This window comes from Caulobacter sp. BE254, from assembly GCF_031457295.1.
Classification (GTDB): Bacteria; Pseudomonadota; Alphaproteobacteria; order Caulobacterales; family Caulobacteraceae; genus Caulobacter.
The window spans coordinates 1-15,772 of record NZ_JAVDWJ010000004.1 but is presented as its reverse complement, the minus strand read 5'-3'; the positions used below and the strand labels follow the sequence as shown (position 1 = coordinate 15,772).

Below are 15,772 nucleotides of genomic sequence, written 5' to 3'. Positions count from 1 at the left end.
TTTTCAAGCGCCGTCGGCCAGGCGTCGGCGGCGTCACTCGCTCAGCTCTGAAAATTTCTGCAACTTTTCGCCGGATCGGCAGCGGCCGATTGCGCCCGTCCTTGCGGGGTTGGTGTTACATTTCCTGAACGAATGCCGACATTATCCCGTCAATGCTCGGAAATGTCGTTGCCAGCCGGATCGGCGCATGCGCAAATAGGTCACCACAAAGCGCTGAAAAAGTTTGCGCAAAGTTCCGGCCAACGGAGCTTGGAAAGGGGGAGCGATGGCGACCAAGGCCCGGCTGAACGGCTTCCAGATCTGGAACATGTGCTTCGGGTTCTTCGGGATCCAGATCGGTTTCGGCCTGCAGAACGCCAACACCTCGCGAATCTTCCAGGGCCTGGGCGTCCAGGTGGACCACCTAGCCATCCTGTGGATCGCCGCCCCGGCCACCGGCCTGCTGGTGCAGCCGGTCATCGGCTATCTCAGCGACAAGACCTGGGGGCGCCTGGGCCGGCGTCGGCCGTACTTCTTCTGGGGCGCGATCCTGACCAGCGCCGCCCTGCTGGTCATGCCCAACGCCCCCGTCCTGTGGATCGCCGCGGCCGCCCTGTGGGTGATGGACGCCTCGATCAACATCACCATGGAGCCGTTCCGGGCCTTCGTCGGCGACAACCTGCCCGACGAGCAGCGCGCCACCGGCTACGCCATGCAGAGCTTCTTCATCGGCACGGGCGCGGTGCTGGCCTCGGCCCTGCCGTGGATCCTGACCAACGGGTTCTCGGTCAGCAACGTGGCGGAAGGCGGCGGCGTGCCGCCCTCGGTGCATGTCGCCTTCTACGCCGGCGCGGCGGGGCTTCTGCTGTCGGTGCTGTGGACGGTGTTCACCACCCGCGAATACAGCCCCGAGCAGCTGGCGGCCTTCGAGGCGACCGAGCGGGCGCGCAAGGGCGAGGCCCTGGTCGCCGTCGTCGAAGCGCCGACCCGCCCCGTCCGCGCCTACCTGGCCGGCGGCCTGGCCTGGACGCTGGCCGGTCTGCTGCTGGCCGCCGCGATCTTCGCCACGCGGCTGGAGAAGGAGCTCTACGTCCTGGCGGCCATGGTCGGCCTGTTCGGCGTCGCGCAACTGGTCGCCGGCCTCCTGCGGCGCGCCGGCCAAACCACCAACGGCTTTTCCGAAGTGGTCGAGGACCTCTTCCGCATGCCCGCCACCATGAAGCAGCTGGCGGTGGTGCAGTTCTTCTCGTGGTTCGGCCTGTTCGCCATGTGGATCTACACGACCCCGGCCGTGGCGGCCTTCCACTATCATGCCGCCGACACGAGCTCGCGGGCCTATAACGACGGCGCGGACTGGGTGGGGGTGCTGTTCGCCATCTACAACGGCGTGGCCGCCCTGGCCGCCCTGGTGATCCCGCCGCTGGCCCGCGCCGTCGGCCGCAAGGCCTGCCACGCCCTGTGCCTTGGCCTCGGCGCGCTGGGCCTGGCGGCGATCCCGCTGATCCGCGAGCCGGGCCTGTTGTGGATCCCGATGATCGGCGTCGGCTTCGCCTGGTCGTCGATCCTGTCGGCCCCGTACTCGATCCTGTCGGGCGCGCTGCCAGCCGGCAAGATGGGGGTCTATATGGGCCTGTTCAACTTCTTCATCGTCATCCCGCAGCTGCTGGCCGCGACCCTGCTGGGCCTGCTGCTGCGGACCTTCTTCGGCGGCGAGGCGATCTGGGCCCTGGGCCTGGGCGCGGCCGGGATGCTGGTCGCCGCCGCTTGCGTGTTCCTTGTCCGCGACGTGGGCGAACCCCGAGCGTCGCGCGCCGAGGCCCCGTCGCCCCAAGCGCTGTCCAAGGCCTGATCCGCGTCCTGACCGACGCCGTCCTTTCATGAGGTAGTTCCATGCGTTGCCTGAAGAAGCTCGCCCTGGCCTCGGCGGCCGTGACGGCCCTTACCGCGGTCGCCCACGCCGAGACCCCGACCACCTGGGCCTACGCCGCCAAGACCGGGGTCGGCGCGTCGTACGAGGCCTATGTCGACGGCGCCTACAAGGACGGCGGCCCGACCAGGGCGGTGTCGAAGGTGTGGTTCTCGATCGCCGACGGAACCCTGACCGAGACCATGTACGGCCTGATCCACGAGGCCCAGATCAAGCAGCTGCGGGTGGCGGTGAAGACGTCGACCGGCCTGGCCGTCGAGGGCGCCGACACCACCTCCAGGACCGAATATCTGCACGTCGACGCCGCCGGCCGGCCGCTGTCGCCGGCCTACAAGGTGACCACCACCGACAAGCAGGGCCGGTTCGAGATCGAAAAGCGGATCTTCACCGATCCCGACCAGAACGCCCTGTTCGTGCGGGTGACGGTCCGCGCCCTGAAGGGGCCGGTGACCCCGTTCCTTGTGCTGGAGCCGCATATGGCCAACACCGGCGGCGGGGATGCCGGCGCGGCCAGCGCCTCGGCGCTGAGGGCCTACGAGGGCAAGGCGTTCCTGAGCCTGAAGGGCGCCCGGTCGTTCGTGAAGGCCGTCGCGACGCCGCTGGGAAGCGACGCCCTGTCGGCCGTGAAGGCGGCGACCCTGACCGGCGGGGCCTCGGCCAAGGGCGCGATCGTCCTGACCGCCGAGCTGCCGCGGCAGGCCTCGGGCGAGGCGACCTACGACTTCGCCCTCGGCTTCGGCGGCGACGCGGTCGCCGCAGACCAGGCCGCGTCCGCGACCTTGAGCACCGGCTATGACGAGGTGCTGGCCCGCTACAACGGCGAGGGCGACCGCGTGGGCTGGGAGGACTATCTGGCCTCGCTGACCGAGCTGCCGCGCCTGCGCAAGGCGTCGGAGGACGGCGGCAAGCTGGTCCAAGCCAGCGCCCTGATGCTGAAGGTGCAGGAGGACCGCACCTATGCCGGCGCCCTGATCGCCTCGCTGTCCAACCCGTGGGGCGACACCGTCGACGCCTCCAAGCCCTCGACGGGCTACAAGGCCGTCTGGCCGCGCGACTTCTACCAGTGCGCCATGGCCTTGGCGGCCCTGGGCGACAAGCAAACGCCGCTGGCCGCCTTCCATTACCTGCCGCAGGTGCAGGTCAAGGCCGACACCAAGGGCAACAGCGGCGTCGGCGGCTGGTTCCTGCAGAAGACCTGGGTGGACGGCACGACGGAGTGGGTCGGGGTCCAGCTGGACCAGACCGCCATGCCGATCATGCTGGGTTGGAAGCTGTGGAAGCTGGGCTGGCTGCCCGAGGCCGACCTGAAGGCCTATTACGGCAAGATGATCAAGCCGGCGGCCGACTTCCTGGTCGACGGCGGCAAGGTCGGGATCGGCTGGAACCACGAGGCCATCACGCCGCCGTTCACCCAGCAGGAGCGCTGGGAAGAGCAGGGCGGCCACTCGCCCTCGACCACGGCGGCCACCATCGCCGGCCTGGTGACAGCCGCCGACATCGCTGACCTTGCCGGCGACGGGGCCAGCGCGGCCCGCTATCGCGCCACGGCCGACGCCTATTCGGCCAAGGTCGAGGCGCGGATGGTCACCACCAAGGGGCCGTTCGGCGACGGGACCTACTATGTGCGGCTGAACCAGAACGAGGACCCGAACGACCACGCCCCGATCGGCGCCGCCAACGGCCAGATCGCCCCGCCCAAGGACCAGGTGGTCGACGGCGGCTTCCTGGAGCTGGTCCGCTACGGCGTGCGCCGGGCCGACGACGCGGCCATCGTCGGCAGCCTGCCGGAGCTGGACGACACCAGCCGGGCCGACCTCTACCGCGTGCGCTACGACTTCAGGTTCCCGGGCGTCAAAGGCGAGTTCCCCGGCTGGCGGCGCTACGACGTCGACGGCTATGGCGAGGACGCCCAGACCGGCGCCAATTACGGGGTCGGCGGAAAGATGTCGCCGGGCCAGCGGGGCCGGGTCTGGCCGATCTTCACCGGCGAGCGCGGTCACTACGAGCTTGCCCTCGCTAGCCTGAACGGCAAGCCGAGCGCCGCGGCGATCCGGAAGATTCGGGATCGCTACGTCAAGGCGATGGAGCTGTTCGCCAACGAGGGCCTGCTGATCCCCGAACAGGTCTGGGACGGCATCGGACCCAATCCGCACGGCTATGCTCGTGGCGAAGGCACCGACTCAGCTACACCGCTGGCCTGGTCGCACGCCGAATACGTCAAGCTGCTGCGCTCCGTCAGCGACGGCCAAGTGTGGGACCGCTACGACCCGGTGGCCGCGCGTTACGCGAAGTCGGGGTCGTAACTTCCCGATTTCCAGGCGCTTTCTGCGCAGACAGACCTCGGAGACCGCCATGGCCGACACCCCTGCTTTCCGGAACCGGGCGTCGGCGGTGCTGCCCTTCGCGCTGGCCGCCGCCGCGACGCTCGGCGTGGAAACCGCCGGCGCGGTGGAATGGTGGTACGTCGCCCAGGGCCAGGACCGGGTGATGCTGGTCGACGTGTCGTCGATCGCGCGCGAACGCGGCCTGCTGTCCTACTGGAACACCCAGGTCATCGCCGACGGCGCCGGAGACGGGGTGCGCATGACCAAGAGCTACATGGCGGCCGACTGCGCCAAGGCCCGTGGCGGATGGGCGATGAACGTCCGCTATGATCGTGACGACCGCCAGATGGATGTCGACAGCCTCGCCAAGCCCGTCCTGGCGGCGGTGGAGCCCAGCACCCTGGGCGAGGCCGAGCTGAACTTCGTCTGCGCCGATGCCGCCGGCCGGGAAGCGGAGGGCGCCTTCGCGGTCGCGGTCGATGTCCGGACCTTCGCCGACGCCTTGATCGCCGCCGACGACGAGGCGCCCCGCGCCGTGTACGATCGCCTGGCCGCCGACCCGGCTACGCCGATCGTCCGCTCCACCGCGCCGGGGACCGAAACCTTCGGCCGCCGCCAGACGGCCAAGGCGGGCCAGCCCCTGGTTCCGCCGCGCGACTACGCCAGGGGGATCGAGGTTCCGAAGGCGGCGGACTATCCCGCGGCCAGCGCCGGCGACGCCTATGACGTCACCTTCGAGGGCCTGGAGGCGGGGGAGATGACGTTCGAGGTGCGCGGCTATGGCGTCGACGACCTGATCCATCCCGCCATGGGACAGAGGGAACGCTTCCCCGTCGACCTCAAGACGATCCAGATCCGCGACCTGGCCATCCAGGTCGAAGCGGTCTCGACCGACGCCATCACCTATCGCGTGCGGGTCGAAAAGCCGGCGTCCTAGACGCTAGCCAAGGGCAGTTCGAACAGCGCGCCCTCGAAGGCGTCGGCGCCGCGGCCGATCTCGGCGATCGCCGCCGACATCCGGCCGTCTCGGCCCAGCGCCGCGTCGGCCAGGCTGACCAGCAATGGGTTCGGCGTGGCGTAGGCCGCGGCGGTGCGCAGGGCCTGGGCGATTTCGCGCTCGGACCGCTGCGGCGCGCGCTGGCAGGCGATGACGAAGGCTGCCGCCGTGGAACGGCTGACCCCGGCCCAGCAGTGGACCAGCATCGGCCGGGCCGCGTCCCAGGCGGCCGCGAAGTCCAGCAGTCGGGCCACCAGCGCCGCGTCGGGCGGCGTGAGGCCTTCGCGGGGTTCGGCGATGTCGTGGAAGGCCAGCCGCAGGTGGAGGCCTTCAGCGACCGGCCAGACCTCGGCCGCCGAGGCCGGCGACAGCAGGCTGACCAGGTGCGAGGGCCGGTGCAGGGCGCGCGCGGCCTCGACCTGGCTGAGCGGGCAGACCAGCAGGGTCATCGCGCCGCCAGCACGGCCGAAACCCCCAGCAGCACGCCCAGCTCGCAGGCCTGCTCGACCCCGCCCAGCACGTCGCCGGTGTGGCCGCCGATCAGCCGCCGAGCCGTCAGGGCCAGGGCCGCCGCCAGGGCCGCCCCGACCGCCGCGCCCGCCAGGCCGGGCCAGCCCAGCAGCGCCAGCGGCCAGAGGCCGAGGCCAGCGGCGACCAGCAGCTCGAACGGCCGCACGCCGTCCGGCGCGGGCTTGTACTTGGCCTCGTCGCGATCGCTGACGTGACGGCCTAGCACCATGACCGCCACGGCGGCGACCCGGCCGGCGCCGTGGGCGGCGACCAGGGCCAGGGCGGCGGTCGCCAGGGGCAGGGTCGCCAAGGCGGCGACCTTGAGGGCCAGGGTCAGTCCCAGGGCCAGCACGCCATAGGTTCCGACCCGGCTGTCCTTCATGATCTCCAACCGCCGGGCCGGGGTCTGGCCGCCGCCCAGGCCGTCGGCGGTGTCGGCCAGGCCGTCCTCGTGGAAGCCGCCGGTGACCAGCACCCCCGCCGCCACGGCCAGCAGGGCCGGCAGCGGGCCGCTCCACAGCTGTCCGGCCGCCAGCAGCACCCCGGCCCCGATCGCGCCCACCAGGAGCCCGACCAGTGGGAAATAGCGCGCGGCGCGAGTGATCCAGTCCGGCTGGAAATCGGCGAACGACGGGGCCGGCAGGCGGGTCAGGAACTGCAGGGCGCAGAAGAACAGCTTCAGCTGGCGCGGCATCAGTTCGGACCCGCCTCGATCCCGGCCAGGACATCGGCGAGCGCGGCGACGTCGGTCAGCAGGTTGGCGGCCGCGACCAGCAGCGGGGCGGCCAGGGCCGCACCCGTGCCTTCGCCCAGCCGCAGGTCCAGGTCCAGCAGCGGCCTAACGCCCAGGGCCTGCAGCATGGCCGGATGGCCGCGCTCGGCCGAGCCGTGGGCGAAGACGCAGTAGTCGAGGGCGGCGGGGACCAGGCGGACGGCGGCCAGGGCGGCGGCCGTGCTGATGAAGCCGTCGATCAGGGCCACCCGCCGCATCGAGGCCGCGCCCAGCACCGCCCCGGCCATCATGGCGATCTCGCAGCCACCGAACTGGGCCAGCACGTCCAGCGGCGCGGCAGCGTCCGAGCGCTGGGCGGCGCGGGCTATGCCGGCCTGCTTGCGGGCCAGGCCCTCGGCGTCGTGGCCCGTGCCCAGGCCGACGCAGGCGTCCAGCGGCGCGGGGGCCAGGCGGTGCATGACCAGGGCGGCCGACGAGCTGTTGCCGATACCCATCTCGCCCAGGGCGATGACGTCGGCCCCGTCGGCCGCCGCGGCGCGGGCGATGTCGGCTCCCCGGGCGATCGCCGCCAGCACCTCGTCCGGGGTCAGGGCCGGCTCGCGGGCGGCGTTGCGGGTCCCGCGCCGGACCTTGGCGGCGACCAGGTCGGGGTGGCCCGGCAGGTCGGCGTCGACCCCGGCGTCGACCACGCGGACCTGGACGCCCGTGGCCCTGGCGAAGGCGCTGACGCTGGAGCGGCCCGACAGGAACAGCCCGACCATGGCGGCGGTGACGCTGGACGGATAGGCCGAGACGCCCTCGTCGGTCAGGCCGTGGTCAGCGGCGAACACATAGAGGTCGGTGCGGGCGATGCGCGGATCCGGCCGGTTCTGGACCAGGCCGATCCGCACGGCCAGGTCCTCGATCCGTCCCAGCGACCCCGGCGGCTTGGCCTTGCCGTCCAGCAGGGCCCGCAGGATCGGTTCGAGGGCGGCGTCGACCGGCGCGATGGCGGCGGCGAGGGCGGGCAGGGTCATCATGGCGCGGTCCTGGATAGACGAGGCGGGGTCATCGGGCGAGCACGGCGATCAGGCCGATCGCCAGCGGGATCAGCCAGAGCAGCAGGCAGGCCTGGCGGTAGAGGCGCAGGCCGCGTTCGAGGTCGGCGGCGGTGGGCCGCGGTCCGTCGCCGAAGGTCGGCCGCGCGGTCGGGACGCCGTCATAGACCGCTTCGCCGCCCAGCTGGACGCCCAGGGCGCCGGCCATGGCGGCCTCGGGCCAGCCGGCGTTGGGCGAGGCGTGCCGGCGGGCGTCGCGGAGCATGATCCGCCAACCAGTTCCGCCGACGAGGGCGATCAGCCCGCCCGCCGCCCGCGCCGGGATCAGGTTCATCAGGTCGTCGGTCCGCGCCGCCGCCCAGCCGAACATCCGCCAGCGCTCCTCCCGGTGGCCGACCAGGCTGTCGGCGGTGTTGACGCTCTTGTAGGCGAAGAGCCCCGGCAAGCCGCCGACCAGCAGCCAGAAGGCCGGGGCGACCACGCCGTCGTTGAAGCTTTCGGCCAGGCTCTCCAGGGCGGCGGCGGCCACGCCCTCGGGATCGAGCCCGCCGGTGTCGCGGCCGACGATCATCGCCACGGCCACGCGGGCGCTCGGCAGGTCGTCGGCCCGCAGCGGCGCCAGGACGGCCGCGACATGGTTGTGCAGGCTGCGCTGGGCCAGGCCGACGGTCGCGATCAGGGCGAACAGCGCCAGCGCCGGCAGGCTGACGCCCAGCAGGCCTTGCACCGCGCCGCCGAGCAGGACGGAGGCGGCGACCAGCAGCACGACCAGGACGACGCCCAGCAACCGGCGCCGCCGGTCGGACGCCGCCGGCTGGTTCCAGCGCCGCTCCAGGGCCTCGATCAGCGCCGCCGGCCAGGCCACGGGATGTCCCGCCAGCCGGTTCAGCGCGGCTGGATAGCCCAGCAGCGCCTCCAGGCCCAGGGCCAGGGCGACGACCCAGGGCCAGGGCGCCGTCTCAGCCATCCACGCGGCCGACCAGCTCGATCAGCGGTCCCCAGGCCCCGGAGACTATGGCGGTCCGTACGCCGTAGGCCCGCTCCAGCACGGCCGGCGTCAGGGCCTCCAGCGGCGGGCCGTCGGCGATCAGGGCCCCGTCGCGCAGCACCAGCACCCGGTCGGCCAGGCGCAGGGCCACGCCCAGGTCGTGCAGGGTCATCACCACCCCCTGGCCGGGCTCGGCCGCGAAGGCGCGCATCAGGTCGACGGCGTCCAGCTGGTGGCCGGGATCCAGCCCGGCCAGCGGCTCGTCGGCCAGCAGCCACGACGGCTCGCCGGCCAGCACCCGGGCCAGCAGGGCGCGGGCCCGCTCGCCGCCCGACAGGGTGGTGACGTCGCGTCGCGCCAGGCCGGTCATGCGGGTGCGGACCAGGGCGGCCTGGACGGCGGCGTGGTCGGCGTCGCTGAGGCCGCGGGCTCCGCTGTGCGGGGTGCGGCCCAGGCCGACCAGGGTCTCGACGTCCACCGCCCAGGCCACCTCCGGCGTCTGGGGCAGGAAGCCGATGCGACGGGCGCGCTGACGATGCGGCAGGGCCAGGATCGGACCGTCGTCCAGGCGGACCTGGCCGGCGTCGGGGCGGCGCAGTCCGGCCAGGCAGGCCAGCAGGGTCGACTTGCCCGCGCCGTTGGGGCCGACGATGGCCGTGACCTGGCCGGCGCGGAACCGCGCACTGACGCCCGCCAGCACCGTGCGGCCGCCCAGGGCGACCGTCAGGTCGTCGGCGGCGAGATCGCTGGCGCCAGTATCAACATCTTTCGTCATGCCAGCCTCCGGCGCATCGCGATCAGCAGGGCCAGGAAGAACGGCCCGCCGACGGCGGCCATGGCCACGCCCAGGCGGACTTCGGCGGCCGAGGGCGTCAGCCGCACCAGGATGTCGGCGGCCAGCACCAGGGCCGCCCCGGCCAGGGCGCTTGGGGCCAGCAGGGCGCCCGGCTGGTGACCGACCAGCGGCCGCATCAGGTGAGGGGTGATCAGGCCGACGAAGCCGATCATGCCGGTCACCGCCACGCTGGCGCCCGAGGCCAGGCCGACGCCGACCGCCAGCAGCACCCGCGTCAGGTTCAGGTCGATTCCCAGCGCCTTGGCCCCGGTCTCGCCCAGGGTCAGGGCGTCCAGCGCCCGACCCAACATCAGCATCAGGCCCGAGCCGACGGCGATGAAGGGCAGGGCCCGCCAGACGTCGTCGGCGCTGCGGTCGGCCAGCGAGCCCAGCAGCCAATTGATGATCTCCTGCGCCGCCCAGGGGCTTGGGGCCAGGCTCAGGGCCAGGGCGACGCCGGCGCTGGCCACGGTGTTGAGGATCACCCCGGCCAGGATGAAGGTGATGGTCCCGCCGGTCCCGCCGGCCAGGACCAGCATCACGGCCACGCCGAGGCTGGCCCCGACCATCGCCGCCGCGAACAGCAGCCAGGGCGTGGACAGGCCCAGGCTCAGATACATGGTCATCACCGCGCCCAGGGCGGCCATGGACGACACGCCCATCACGCCGGGGTCGGCCAGCGGGTTGCGGGTGTAGCCCTGCATGACCGCGCCCGACAGCCCCAGGGCCGCGCCGACCGCGATGGCCAGGATCGTGCGAGGCAGCCGCAGCTCGAAGATGATCGCCCAGCGCGGGTCGTGGGCCGGCTGCGACCAGGCGCTCCACGGAACCCACACCCGGCCGGCTGTCAGCGACAGGCCGCCCAGCAGCAGGACCAGCAGGCCTAGGCTGGCCAGCAGCAAGAGGCGCCGGTTCATGCGGCCGCTCCCAGGACCTGCCGGCGCGCGGCGGCCAGGGCGGCGGCGGTGTCCACCAGGCCCGGACCGCCGCAATAGAGCAGCCGCTCGGGAAACACCGCCCGGGTCATGCGCGACGAGATGCTGGCCAGGGCCGGGTGGTTGAGGACCTTCTCGGCAAAGGTCGGCGCGTTGGGCGCGGCCTGGCCGGCCAGCAGCACCTCGGGCGGATCGTCCAGCAGGCGCTCCAGCGAGACATTGCCCCACTTCTTCAGGCCATAGCGCTGGGCGACGTTCACGAAGCCGGCGCGGCGCATCATCTCGTCGACCAGGGTGCCGTGGCCGGCGGCGAAGCCGTTGGGCTGGAAGACCAGGGCGGTGATCGGCCGGGTCCCCGGACGTGGCGCGCTGCTGGCCATCGCCGCCTCGACCCGCGCGATCAGCGCCTCGCCGCGGTCGGGATGGCCGACGGCCTGGGCGATGCGGCGGATCTGGACCTGGTTCTCGACCCAGCTGTTGGGCACCTTGAACAGCTCGGTGCGGATGCCCAGCCGCGTCAGCGCCGCGCGGGTGGCGGGCGAGGAGTGGGCGGCGGTCAGCACCACGTCGGGCCGCAGGGCGATCACCTCCTCGGCGCTCTCGTAGGTCATCGGGTAGGTGAGGGCCAGCCTGGCGATACTGGATTGCTGCGGGTCGCGGGCGTAGTGGCTCAGCGCCACGACCTGCGAACGGTCCGCGACATGGACCAGCACAGAGTCCAGGCAGGGGTTCAGCGAGATGACGCGGGGCAGGGCGCGGGCGTTCGCCGCGCCGCCGACCAGGCCTGTCGCCAGGCCCGTCACAAGCCCGGCGCCGACCGCCGCTCGCCGGGTGAGACGGGTCAAAACTCGACCCCGCGCTGAGCCTTGAAGCCCTGCTCGAACGGATGCTTGACCAAGGTCATCTCGGTGACCAGGTCGGCGATCTCCAGCAACTGCGGCTTGGCGTTGCGGCCGGTCAGGCAGACATGCTTGTCGTTGGGCCGCGCCTTCATCGCCGCCACCACCTCGTCGATGTCGAGATAGTCGTAGCGCAGGGCGATGTTGATCTCGTCCAGCAGCACGAAATCCAGCTTGGGATCGGCGATCATCTGCTGGGACACCCGCCAGGCGGCCTGGGCGGCGGCGATGTCGCGCTGGCGGTCCTGGGTGTCCCAGGTGAAGCCCTCGCCCATGACCTCGTAGCGGACCTGGTCGGGGAACTTGCTGAAGAACAGGCGCTCGCCGGTCTTCCACTTGCCCTTGATGTACTGGACGACGCCGACCTTCAGGCCCCAGCCCAGGTGGCGGGCCACCATGCCGAAGCCGGCCGAGGACTTGCCCTTGCCGTCGCCGGTATGGACCAGCAGCAGGCCCTTCTCGAGGGTCTTGGTCTGCATCATCGCATCGCGCTCGGCCTTGAGGGCCTTCATGGCTTGGGCGTGCTTGGTATTGAGATCGTCGCTCATCGGAGGTTCTCCAGGGCGTCGGCGAGGCGGAGCCAGTCCGGCTGCGGGCCGGGCAGGCCGAAGCGGATCAGGGTCTCGTCCCAGGGGAAGGGGCGGGTGAGGATGCCGGCGCGGGCCAGGGCCTCGAAACGGCGCGGCGCGTCGGCGGCCCGGACCAGGCGGAACAGCGTCGTCCCGCCGACGATCTCGAAGCCGGCTTGGCGCAGCAGGACGTCCAGGCGGGCGGCGTCGTCCGCCAGGCGCAGGCGGGTCTGGGCCGCCCAGGCGGTGTCGGCATAGGCCGCGAGCCCGGCGGTGATCGCCGGACCGGAGACCGGCCAGTCGCCCAGCGCCTGGCGGACGCGGGCGGCCAGGGCCGGCTCGGCGACCAGGAAGCCCAGGCGCGCCCCGGCCAGGCCGTGGAACTTGCCGAACGAGCGCAGGACGACCAGGCGCTCGCGGCCTGGCGCGCCGGCCAGCGGGGCGACGGACAGCGCCGGATCGACCTCGACGAAGGCCTCGTCGACCAGCAGCGGCCCGTCCGTCAGGGCCAGGACCTGACCGGGCGGCAGGGCCTGGCCGCTGGGATTGTCCGGATTGACCAGCACCCGCAGGTCGGCCGTCGAATTGCGGGCGTCGACGACCTCCGCGCCCGCGACCTCCCAGGCGTCGGCGTGACCGCCGTAGGTCCGAGCCGAGATCGCGACCCGCGCCGCCGTCAGCAGGCGCGGCAGCAGGCGGATCAGCGCCTCGCTGCCGGCCGCCGCCACGACCCGGGCCGGATCCGCGACCCCGAACGCCCTGGCCGCGACCCGTTCCAGCGCCCGCAGCGACTCCGGATCGGGCAGGCGCGACCAGGCTTCCGGCGCCAGCACCGGGACGGGATAGGGATGAGGGTTGATCCCCGTCGACAGGTCCAGCCACGGCGTCGGCGCGTTCGGCCAGGCCGCCCGCGCCGCGCCGAGGCGTCCGCCGTGGCCGAGGAAGGCCGCCGGCGCCGCCACGGCTAGAACCGCGCCCGCACGCCGGCGAAGGCGCCGCGACCCAGGGTCCCGTAGCGATAGAGGGTCTCGTAGTGCTGGTCGAACAGGTTCTCGACCCGGCCGTAAAGCTCGAACGTGTCGTTGATCGGATAGGCGATCCGCACGTCGGTCAGCACATAGCTCTTCAGGCGGCGGGTGTTGGACGCATTGTCGAAGCTGTGGCCGACATACTGCATCGTCACGCCGCCGGTCAGGCCGTTCGGCAGGGTCAGTTCGGCGTCCGCCGAGGCGGTCTCGCCGGCCCGACGCACCAGGTCCTTGCCGTAGTTGGAGCCGGGAGAGCGGTTGACCGGGTCCATGCTGGTGTAGTTGCCGGAAACGGTGAGGACCGAATTGACCTCGTACGCGCCTTCCAGCTCGACGCCCTTGGTCCGGGCCTTGGCGATGTTGGCGTAGAAGCCGAAGGACGGAACCGCGATGCTGGACAGGAAGTCGATCTGGTTGGTGGTGTCGCGGTCGAAATAGGTGATCGAACCGCGCAGGCGGCCGTCGAGGACGGCGTGCTCGACGCCCAGGTCCCAGCTCTTGGCCTCCTCGGGCTTCAGTGCGGTGACGATGTCGCTGTACTTGTACCGCAAGGTTTCGGAGCCGTACGGGCTGTACAGCTGGTACAACGACGGGGCCTTGAAGCCCTCGCCATAGTTGGCGCGGAAGACCGTGGTCCCGCCGTCGGGGCTCCAGGTCGCGCCGGCCTGGTAGGTGGTGGCGCTGCCGAAGGTGTCATGGTCGTCGTGGCGGACGCCGCCGGTCAGGGTCAGGCCCTCGACCGGCTTGGCCCGCAGCTGGCCATAGACGCTGTCCATGCCGGTCGCGTGGCGGTCCGAGGTGGGGCTCGGGTCGAAGCTGGAGGGGGCGGCGGTGCGGAACCAGGTGCGCTCGGTCTCGGCCCCGAACACCGCGCGCCAGGCCGGGCTGATCGTCCAGGTGCCCTGGTATTCCAGGCTGTTGTCCGTGCCCTTGGCGTCGAAGGTCTTGGTGGTGACGGCCTGGTTGGGGTCGTAATTGTCGCGGTCGGTCTGGGTGTACGAATAGCCGATGCGGCTGTTCAGGGCGCCGTCGAAGTTCGACAGGCGCGCGCCCAGATAGCTGACCAGTTCCTGGGTCCTGCCGTATTCGGCGGTATCGGCGAAGGCGAACGCCGGGGCCGGGAAGCCGTCGAATTCGTTGCGGCCCCTGGCGTAGGACAGGCGGGCGTCGAAGCTGGCCCAGTCCGTGACGTTCAGGTCCAGCCGGCCGCTGACGGCGGCGTTGTGGTAGCCGTCCTTCTCCTTGCCGCCCAGGGCCTGGTCGAAGTTGGAGACGCCGGCGGTGGTGTAGGACCCCGCCGCCAGGCGCCAGCCGCCCCAGGCGCCGCCGGCCCCGACGCCGACCCGGGCATAGGCCGTGGCGCGCGAGCCGCCCTCGACCGTGGCGTCGCCCGACAGCGGGCCGTCCGGCGTCTTGGTGATCATGCTGACCACGCCGCCGATGGCCTGGCTGCCCCAAAGGGTCGATTGCGGGCCGCGCAGCACCTCGATGCGGTCGACGTCGCCGGCCAGCAGGGTGGCGAAGTTGTAGCCGCCGCCGGTCGCCGACGGGTCGTTCAGCTTGACGCCGTCGATCAGCACGGCGGTCTGGTCGCTCTCGGCGCCGCGGATGCGCACCTGGGTCGAGCCGCCGACGCCGCCGTTGCGGGTGACGGTGACGCCCGGGGTGCGCGACAGCAGGTCGGAGACCACCACCACCTGGCGCTGGCGCAGGGTCTGCGCGGTGATCACGGTCATGCTGACCGGGACCTCCGACAGCTTGTCGGCGGCGCGTCCGGCGGTGACGACCACCTGGTCGACGGCGTTGGCCTCGTCCAGGGGCTCGGCGGCCAGGACCTGGGTGGGCAGGGCCAAGGCCGGAAGGGCCAGGGCGGGCAGGGCGGCCACCAGGGCCAGGATGGAAATCGGGCGCATGTTCAAGTCCTCCGTGCGCGGCAACGAAGGCTGGCCCGGAAATCCGGACCGGCCTGACGATGTCGCCTCGGGGGAAAGAACCCCATCGTACGGCGCACCCCGGCCGGACGAAGGACGACCGCGACGGGCAGGTCTCCTGGCTCGCGGGTCAAGGCCGGTGCGCGTCGCCTTCCCAATCGTTCCCTTGAAGAGGACGGTCAGTGGCTTAATGACGCGCGGGCTCGCCGCTTACAGTTGCGGGGGCAGCCCGGGTTTCGCACCCGAGTTCCCTTTTCATCCTCTTTCGAGGAACCTGTCGCGAGAGCTGCACTATATGTTGCGTCGCACACGGTCAATCTGGCTGGCCATCTGGAGCGCGTCTTGCCGTTTACCCTCGTCCTGGGCGGAGCCCGATCCGGCAAGAGCGCCTTCGCCCAGGGGGCGGCGGAGGCCCTGGCCACGGACGGCCGCCTGGTGATGATCGCCACGGCCCAGGCCTTTGATCCAGAGATGGCCGAGCGCATCGCGCGCCATCAGGAGGACCGGGGTGCGGCCTGGACGACGCTGGAGGCGCCGCTCGATATCGCGGGTGCGTTGGCGCCGTTGGGCGCGAACGACGTCGTCGTGGTCGACTGCCTGACCCTGTGGCTGTCGAACCTGATGCTGGGCGAGCAGGACGTGGCGACGGCGGCCGCCGGACTGGTCGAGGCGGCCGGACGATTTGAAGGGACGCTGTGGCTGGTGTCCAACGAGGTCGGCTTCGGCGTCGTGCCGGACAACGCCCTGGCCCGGCGGTTCCGCGACGAGGCGGGGCGGCTGCACCAAGCCCTGGCCCAGGCCGCCGACGCGGTGACCTTGGTCGTGGCCGGGCTGACTCTGCGCCTGAAATAGGCGTTGGGGCGGGGATGGACGCCGCTCTATCCCCGCTGGCGGCGCAAAGAACTCTAGCCTTTCCAACGCCCTGAAAAATACTCAGCGTCACAAGTCCTCGGACCTCAAACCTCCCGCACAATCATCGCTGTCTCCATCGCGGGGGAGGGCTCTTGGTACCGGCCCAAGCAGGCGATGGGGGTGGAACCGAGCGGGGCCGCCTGGGCCTGGCGATCGGACCGCGGCGGG

Annotated in this window: 14 protein-coding genes and 1 riboswitch; of the genes, 4 read left to right on the top strand and 10 right to left on the bottom strand. The window is 71.9% G+C overall.

The genetic code is table 11. The annotated features are described in order from the left end of the window. The first annotated feature begins 265 nt into the window (after positions 1–265). From J2X41_RS08965 to J2X41_RS08955, 3 genes are read left to right on the top strand one after another with little or no spacing between them, the layout of a single operon-like run. Positions 266–1,828 carry an MFS transporter gene (locus tag J2X41_RS08965; protein ID WP_310081277.1) on the top strand — a complete coding sequence of 521 codons (1,563 nt, stop codon included), beginning with the start codon at positions 266–268 and terminating at the stop codon, positions 1,826–1,828. A gap of 41 nt (positions 1,829–1,869) precedes the next feature. Then, on the top strand, positions 1,870–4,209 hold the full coding sequence (locus J2X41_RS08960) for a glucan 1,4-alpha-glucosidase (protein WP_310081275.1): 2,340 nt from the start codon (positions 1,870–1,872) through the stop codon (positions 4,207–4,209). Positions 4,210–4,258: 49 nt separating this feature from the next. Beyond that, complete coding sequence (locus tag J2X41_RS08955; protein ID WP_310081274.1) at positions 4,259–5,167, top strand: hypothetical protein; 909 nt, start codon at positions 4,259–4,261, stop codon at positions 5,165–5,167. On the opposite strand, the gene J2X41_RS08950 is transcribed toward J2X41_RS08955, so the two are convergent. The 10 genes from J2X41_RS08950 to J2X41_RS08905 are packed head-to-tail and all read right to left on the bottom strand — an operon-like array spanning position 5,164 to position 14,674. Then, on the bottom strand, positions 5,164–5,676 hold the full coding sequence (locus tag J2X41_RS08950; protein WP_310081273.1) for a hypothetical protein: 513 nt from the start codon (positions 5,674–5,676) through the stop codon (positions 5,164–5,166). The genes J2X41_RS08955 and J2X41_RS08950 overlap by 4 nt on opposite strands. Beyond that, positions 5,673–6,431, bottom strand: coding sequence for an adenosylcobinamide-GDP ribazoletransferase (cobS, locus tag J2X41_RS08945; protein WP_310081272.1), 759 nt, complete (start codon positions 6,429–6,431; stop codon positions 5,673–5,675). The genes J2X41_RS08950 and cobS overlap by 4 nt, the downstream gene beginning before the upstream one ends. Further along, positions 6,431–7,489, bottom strand: coding sequence for a nicotinate-nucleotide--dimethylbenzimidazole phosphoribosyltransferase (cobT, locus tag J2X41_RS08940; RefSeq protein ID WP_310081271.1), 1,059 nt, complete (start codon positions 7,487–7,489; stop codon positions 6,431–6,433). Before cobT ends, cobS begins: the two co-directional genes overlap by 1 nt. Positions 7,490–7,517: 28 nt before the next feature. After that, positions 7,518–8,474, bottom strand: a complete 957-nt coding sequence (gene cbiB / locus J2X41_RS08935; RefSeq protein ID WP_310081270.1) for an adenosylcobinamide-phosphate synthase CbiB — start codon at positions 8,472–8,474, stop codon at positions 7,518–7,520. Then, a complete protein-coding gene (locus J2X41_RS08930) occupies positions 8,467–9,270 on the bottom strand; it encodes an ABC transporter ATP-binding protein (RefSeq protein ID WP_310081268.1) in 804 nt (267 codons plus the stop codon). The genes cbiB and J2X41_RS08930 overlap by 8 nt, the downstream gene beginning before the upstream one ends. After that, positions 9,267–10,247: an iron ABC transporter permease gene (locus tag J2X41_RS08925; RefSeq protein ID WP_310081267.1), complete on the bottom strand. Its 981-nt coding sequence runs from the start codon at positions 10,245–10,247 to the stop codon at positions 9,267–9,269. Before J2X41_RS08925 ends, J2X41_RS08930 begins: the two co-directional genes overlap by 4 nt. Beyond that, complete coding sequence (locus J2X41_RS08920) at positions 10,244–11,110, bottom strand: ABC transporter substrate-binding protein (RefSeq protein WP_310081266.1); 867 nt, start codon at positions 11,108–11,110, stop codon at positions 10,244–10,246. Before J2X41_RS08920 ends, J2X41_RS08925 begins: the two co-directional genes overlap by 4 nt. After that, the gene (gene cobO / locus J2X41_RS08915; protein ID WP_310081264.1) at positions 11,107–11,712 is read right to left on the bottom strand and encodes a cob(I)yrinic acid a,c-diamide adenosyltransferase; all 606 of its coding nucleotides are present in this window, start codon (positions 11,710–11,712) and stop codon (positions 11,107–11,109) included. Before cobO ends, J2X41_RS08920 begins: the two co-directional genes overlap by 4 nt. Further along, positions 11,709–12,695 (bottom strand): threonine-phosphate decarboxylase CobD, encoded by a 987-nt coding sequence (gene cobD, locus J2X41_RS08910; RefSeq protein ID WP_310081263.1) that lies wholly within the window; start codon positions 12,693–12,695, stop codon positions 11,709–11,711. The genes cobO and cobD overlap by 4 nt, the downstream gene beginning before the upstream one ends. A 2-nt stretch (positions 12,696–12,697) precedes the next feature. Beyond that, entirely contained in the window at positions 12,698–14,674 is a 1,977-nt protein-coding gene (locus tag J2X41_RS08905) for a TonB-dependent receptor domain-containing protein (RefSeq protein ID WP_310081261.1), read from the bottom strand. A gap of 108 nt (positions 14,675–14,782) precedes the next feature. Beyond that, positions 14,783–14,985, bottom strand: a riboswitch (cobalamin riboswitch). Between the two features lie 49 nt (positions 14,986–15,034). Between J2X41_RS08905 and cobU the strand changes: the two genes are divergently transcribed. After that, positions 15,035–15,544: a bifunctional adenosylcobinamide kinase/adenosylcobinamide-phosphate guanylyltransferase gene (gene cobU, locus J2X41_RS08900; RefSeq protein WP_310081260.1), complete on the top strand. Its 510-nt coding sequence runs from the start codon at positions 15,035–15,037 to the stop codon at positions 15,542–15,544. Positions 15,545–15,772 lie beyond the last annotated feature (228 nt).

Coding starts and splice junctions, on each gene's coding strand:
- cobT (WP_310081271.1), bottom strand. CDS start 7,489: ATGATGACCCTGCCCGCCCTCGCCGCCGCCATCGCGCCGGTCGACGCC.
- cobS (WP_310081272.1), bottom strand. CDS start 6,431: ATGCCGCGCCAGCTGAAGCTGTTCTTCTGCGCCCTGCAGTTCCTGACC.
- J2X41_RS08955 (WP_310081274.1), top strand. CDS start 4,259: ATGGCCGACACCCCTGCTTTCCGGAACCGGGCGTCGGCGGTGCTGCCC.
- cbiB (WP_310081270.1), bottom strand. CDS start 8,474: ATGGCTGAGACGGCGCCCTGGCCCTGGGTCGTCGCCCTGGCCCTGGGC.
- J2X41_RS08930 (WP_310081268.1), bottom strand. CDS start 9,270: ATGACGAAAGATGTTGATACTGGCGCCAGCGATCTCGCCGCCGACGAC.
- J2X41_RS08960 (WP_310081275.1), top strand. CDS start 1,870: ATGCGTTGCCTGAAGAAGCTCGCCCTGGCCTCGGCGGCCGTGACGGCC.
- J2X41_RS08950 (WP_310081273.1), bottom strand. CDS start 5,676: ATGACCCTGCTGGTCTGCCCGCTCAGCCAGGTCGAGGCCGCGCGCGCC.
- cobO (WP_310081264.1), bottom strand. CDS start 11,712: ATGAGCGACGATCTCAATACCAAGCACGCCCAAGCCATGAAGGCCCTC.
- J2X41_RS08965 (WP_310081277.1), top strand. CDS start 266: ATGGCGACCAAGGCCCGGCTGAACGGCTTCCAGATCTGGAACATGTGC.
- J2X41_RS08905 (WP_310081261.1), bottom strand. CDS start 14,674: ATGCGCCCGATTTCCATCCTGGCCCTGGTGGCCGCCCTGCCCGCCCTG.
- J2X41_RS08925 (WP_310081267.1), bottom strand. CDS start 10,247: ATGAACCGGCGCCTCTTGCTGCTGGCCAGCCTAGGCCTGCTGGTCCTG.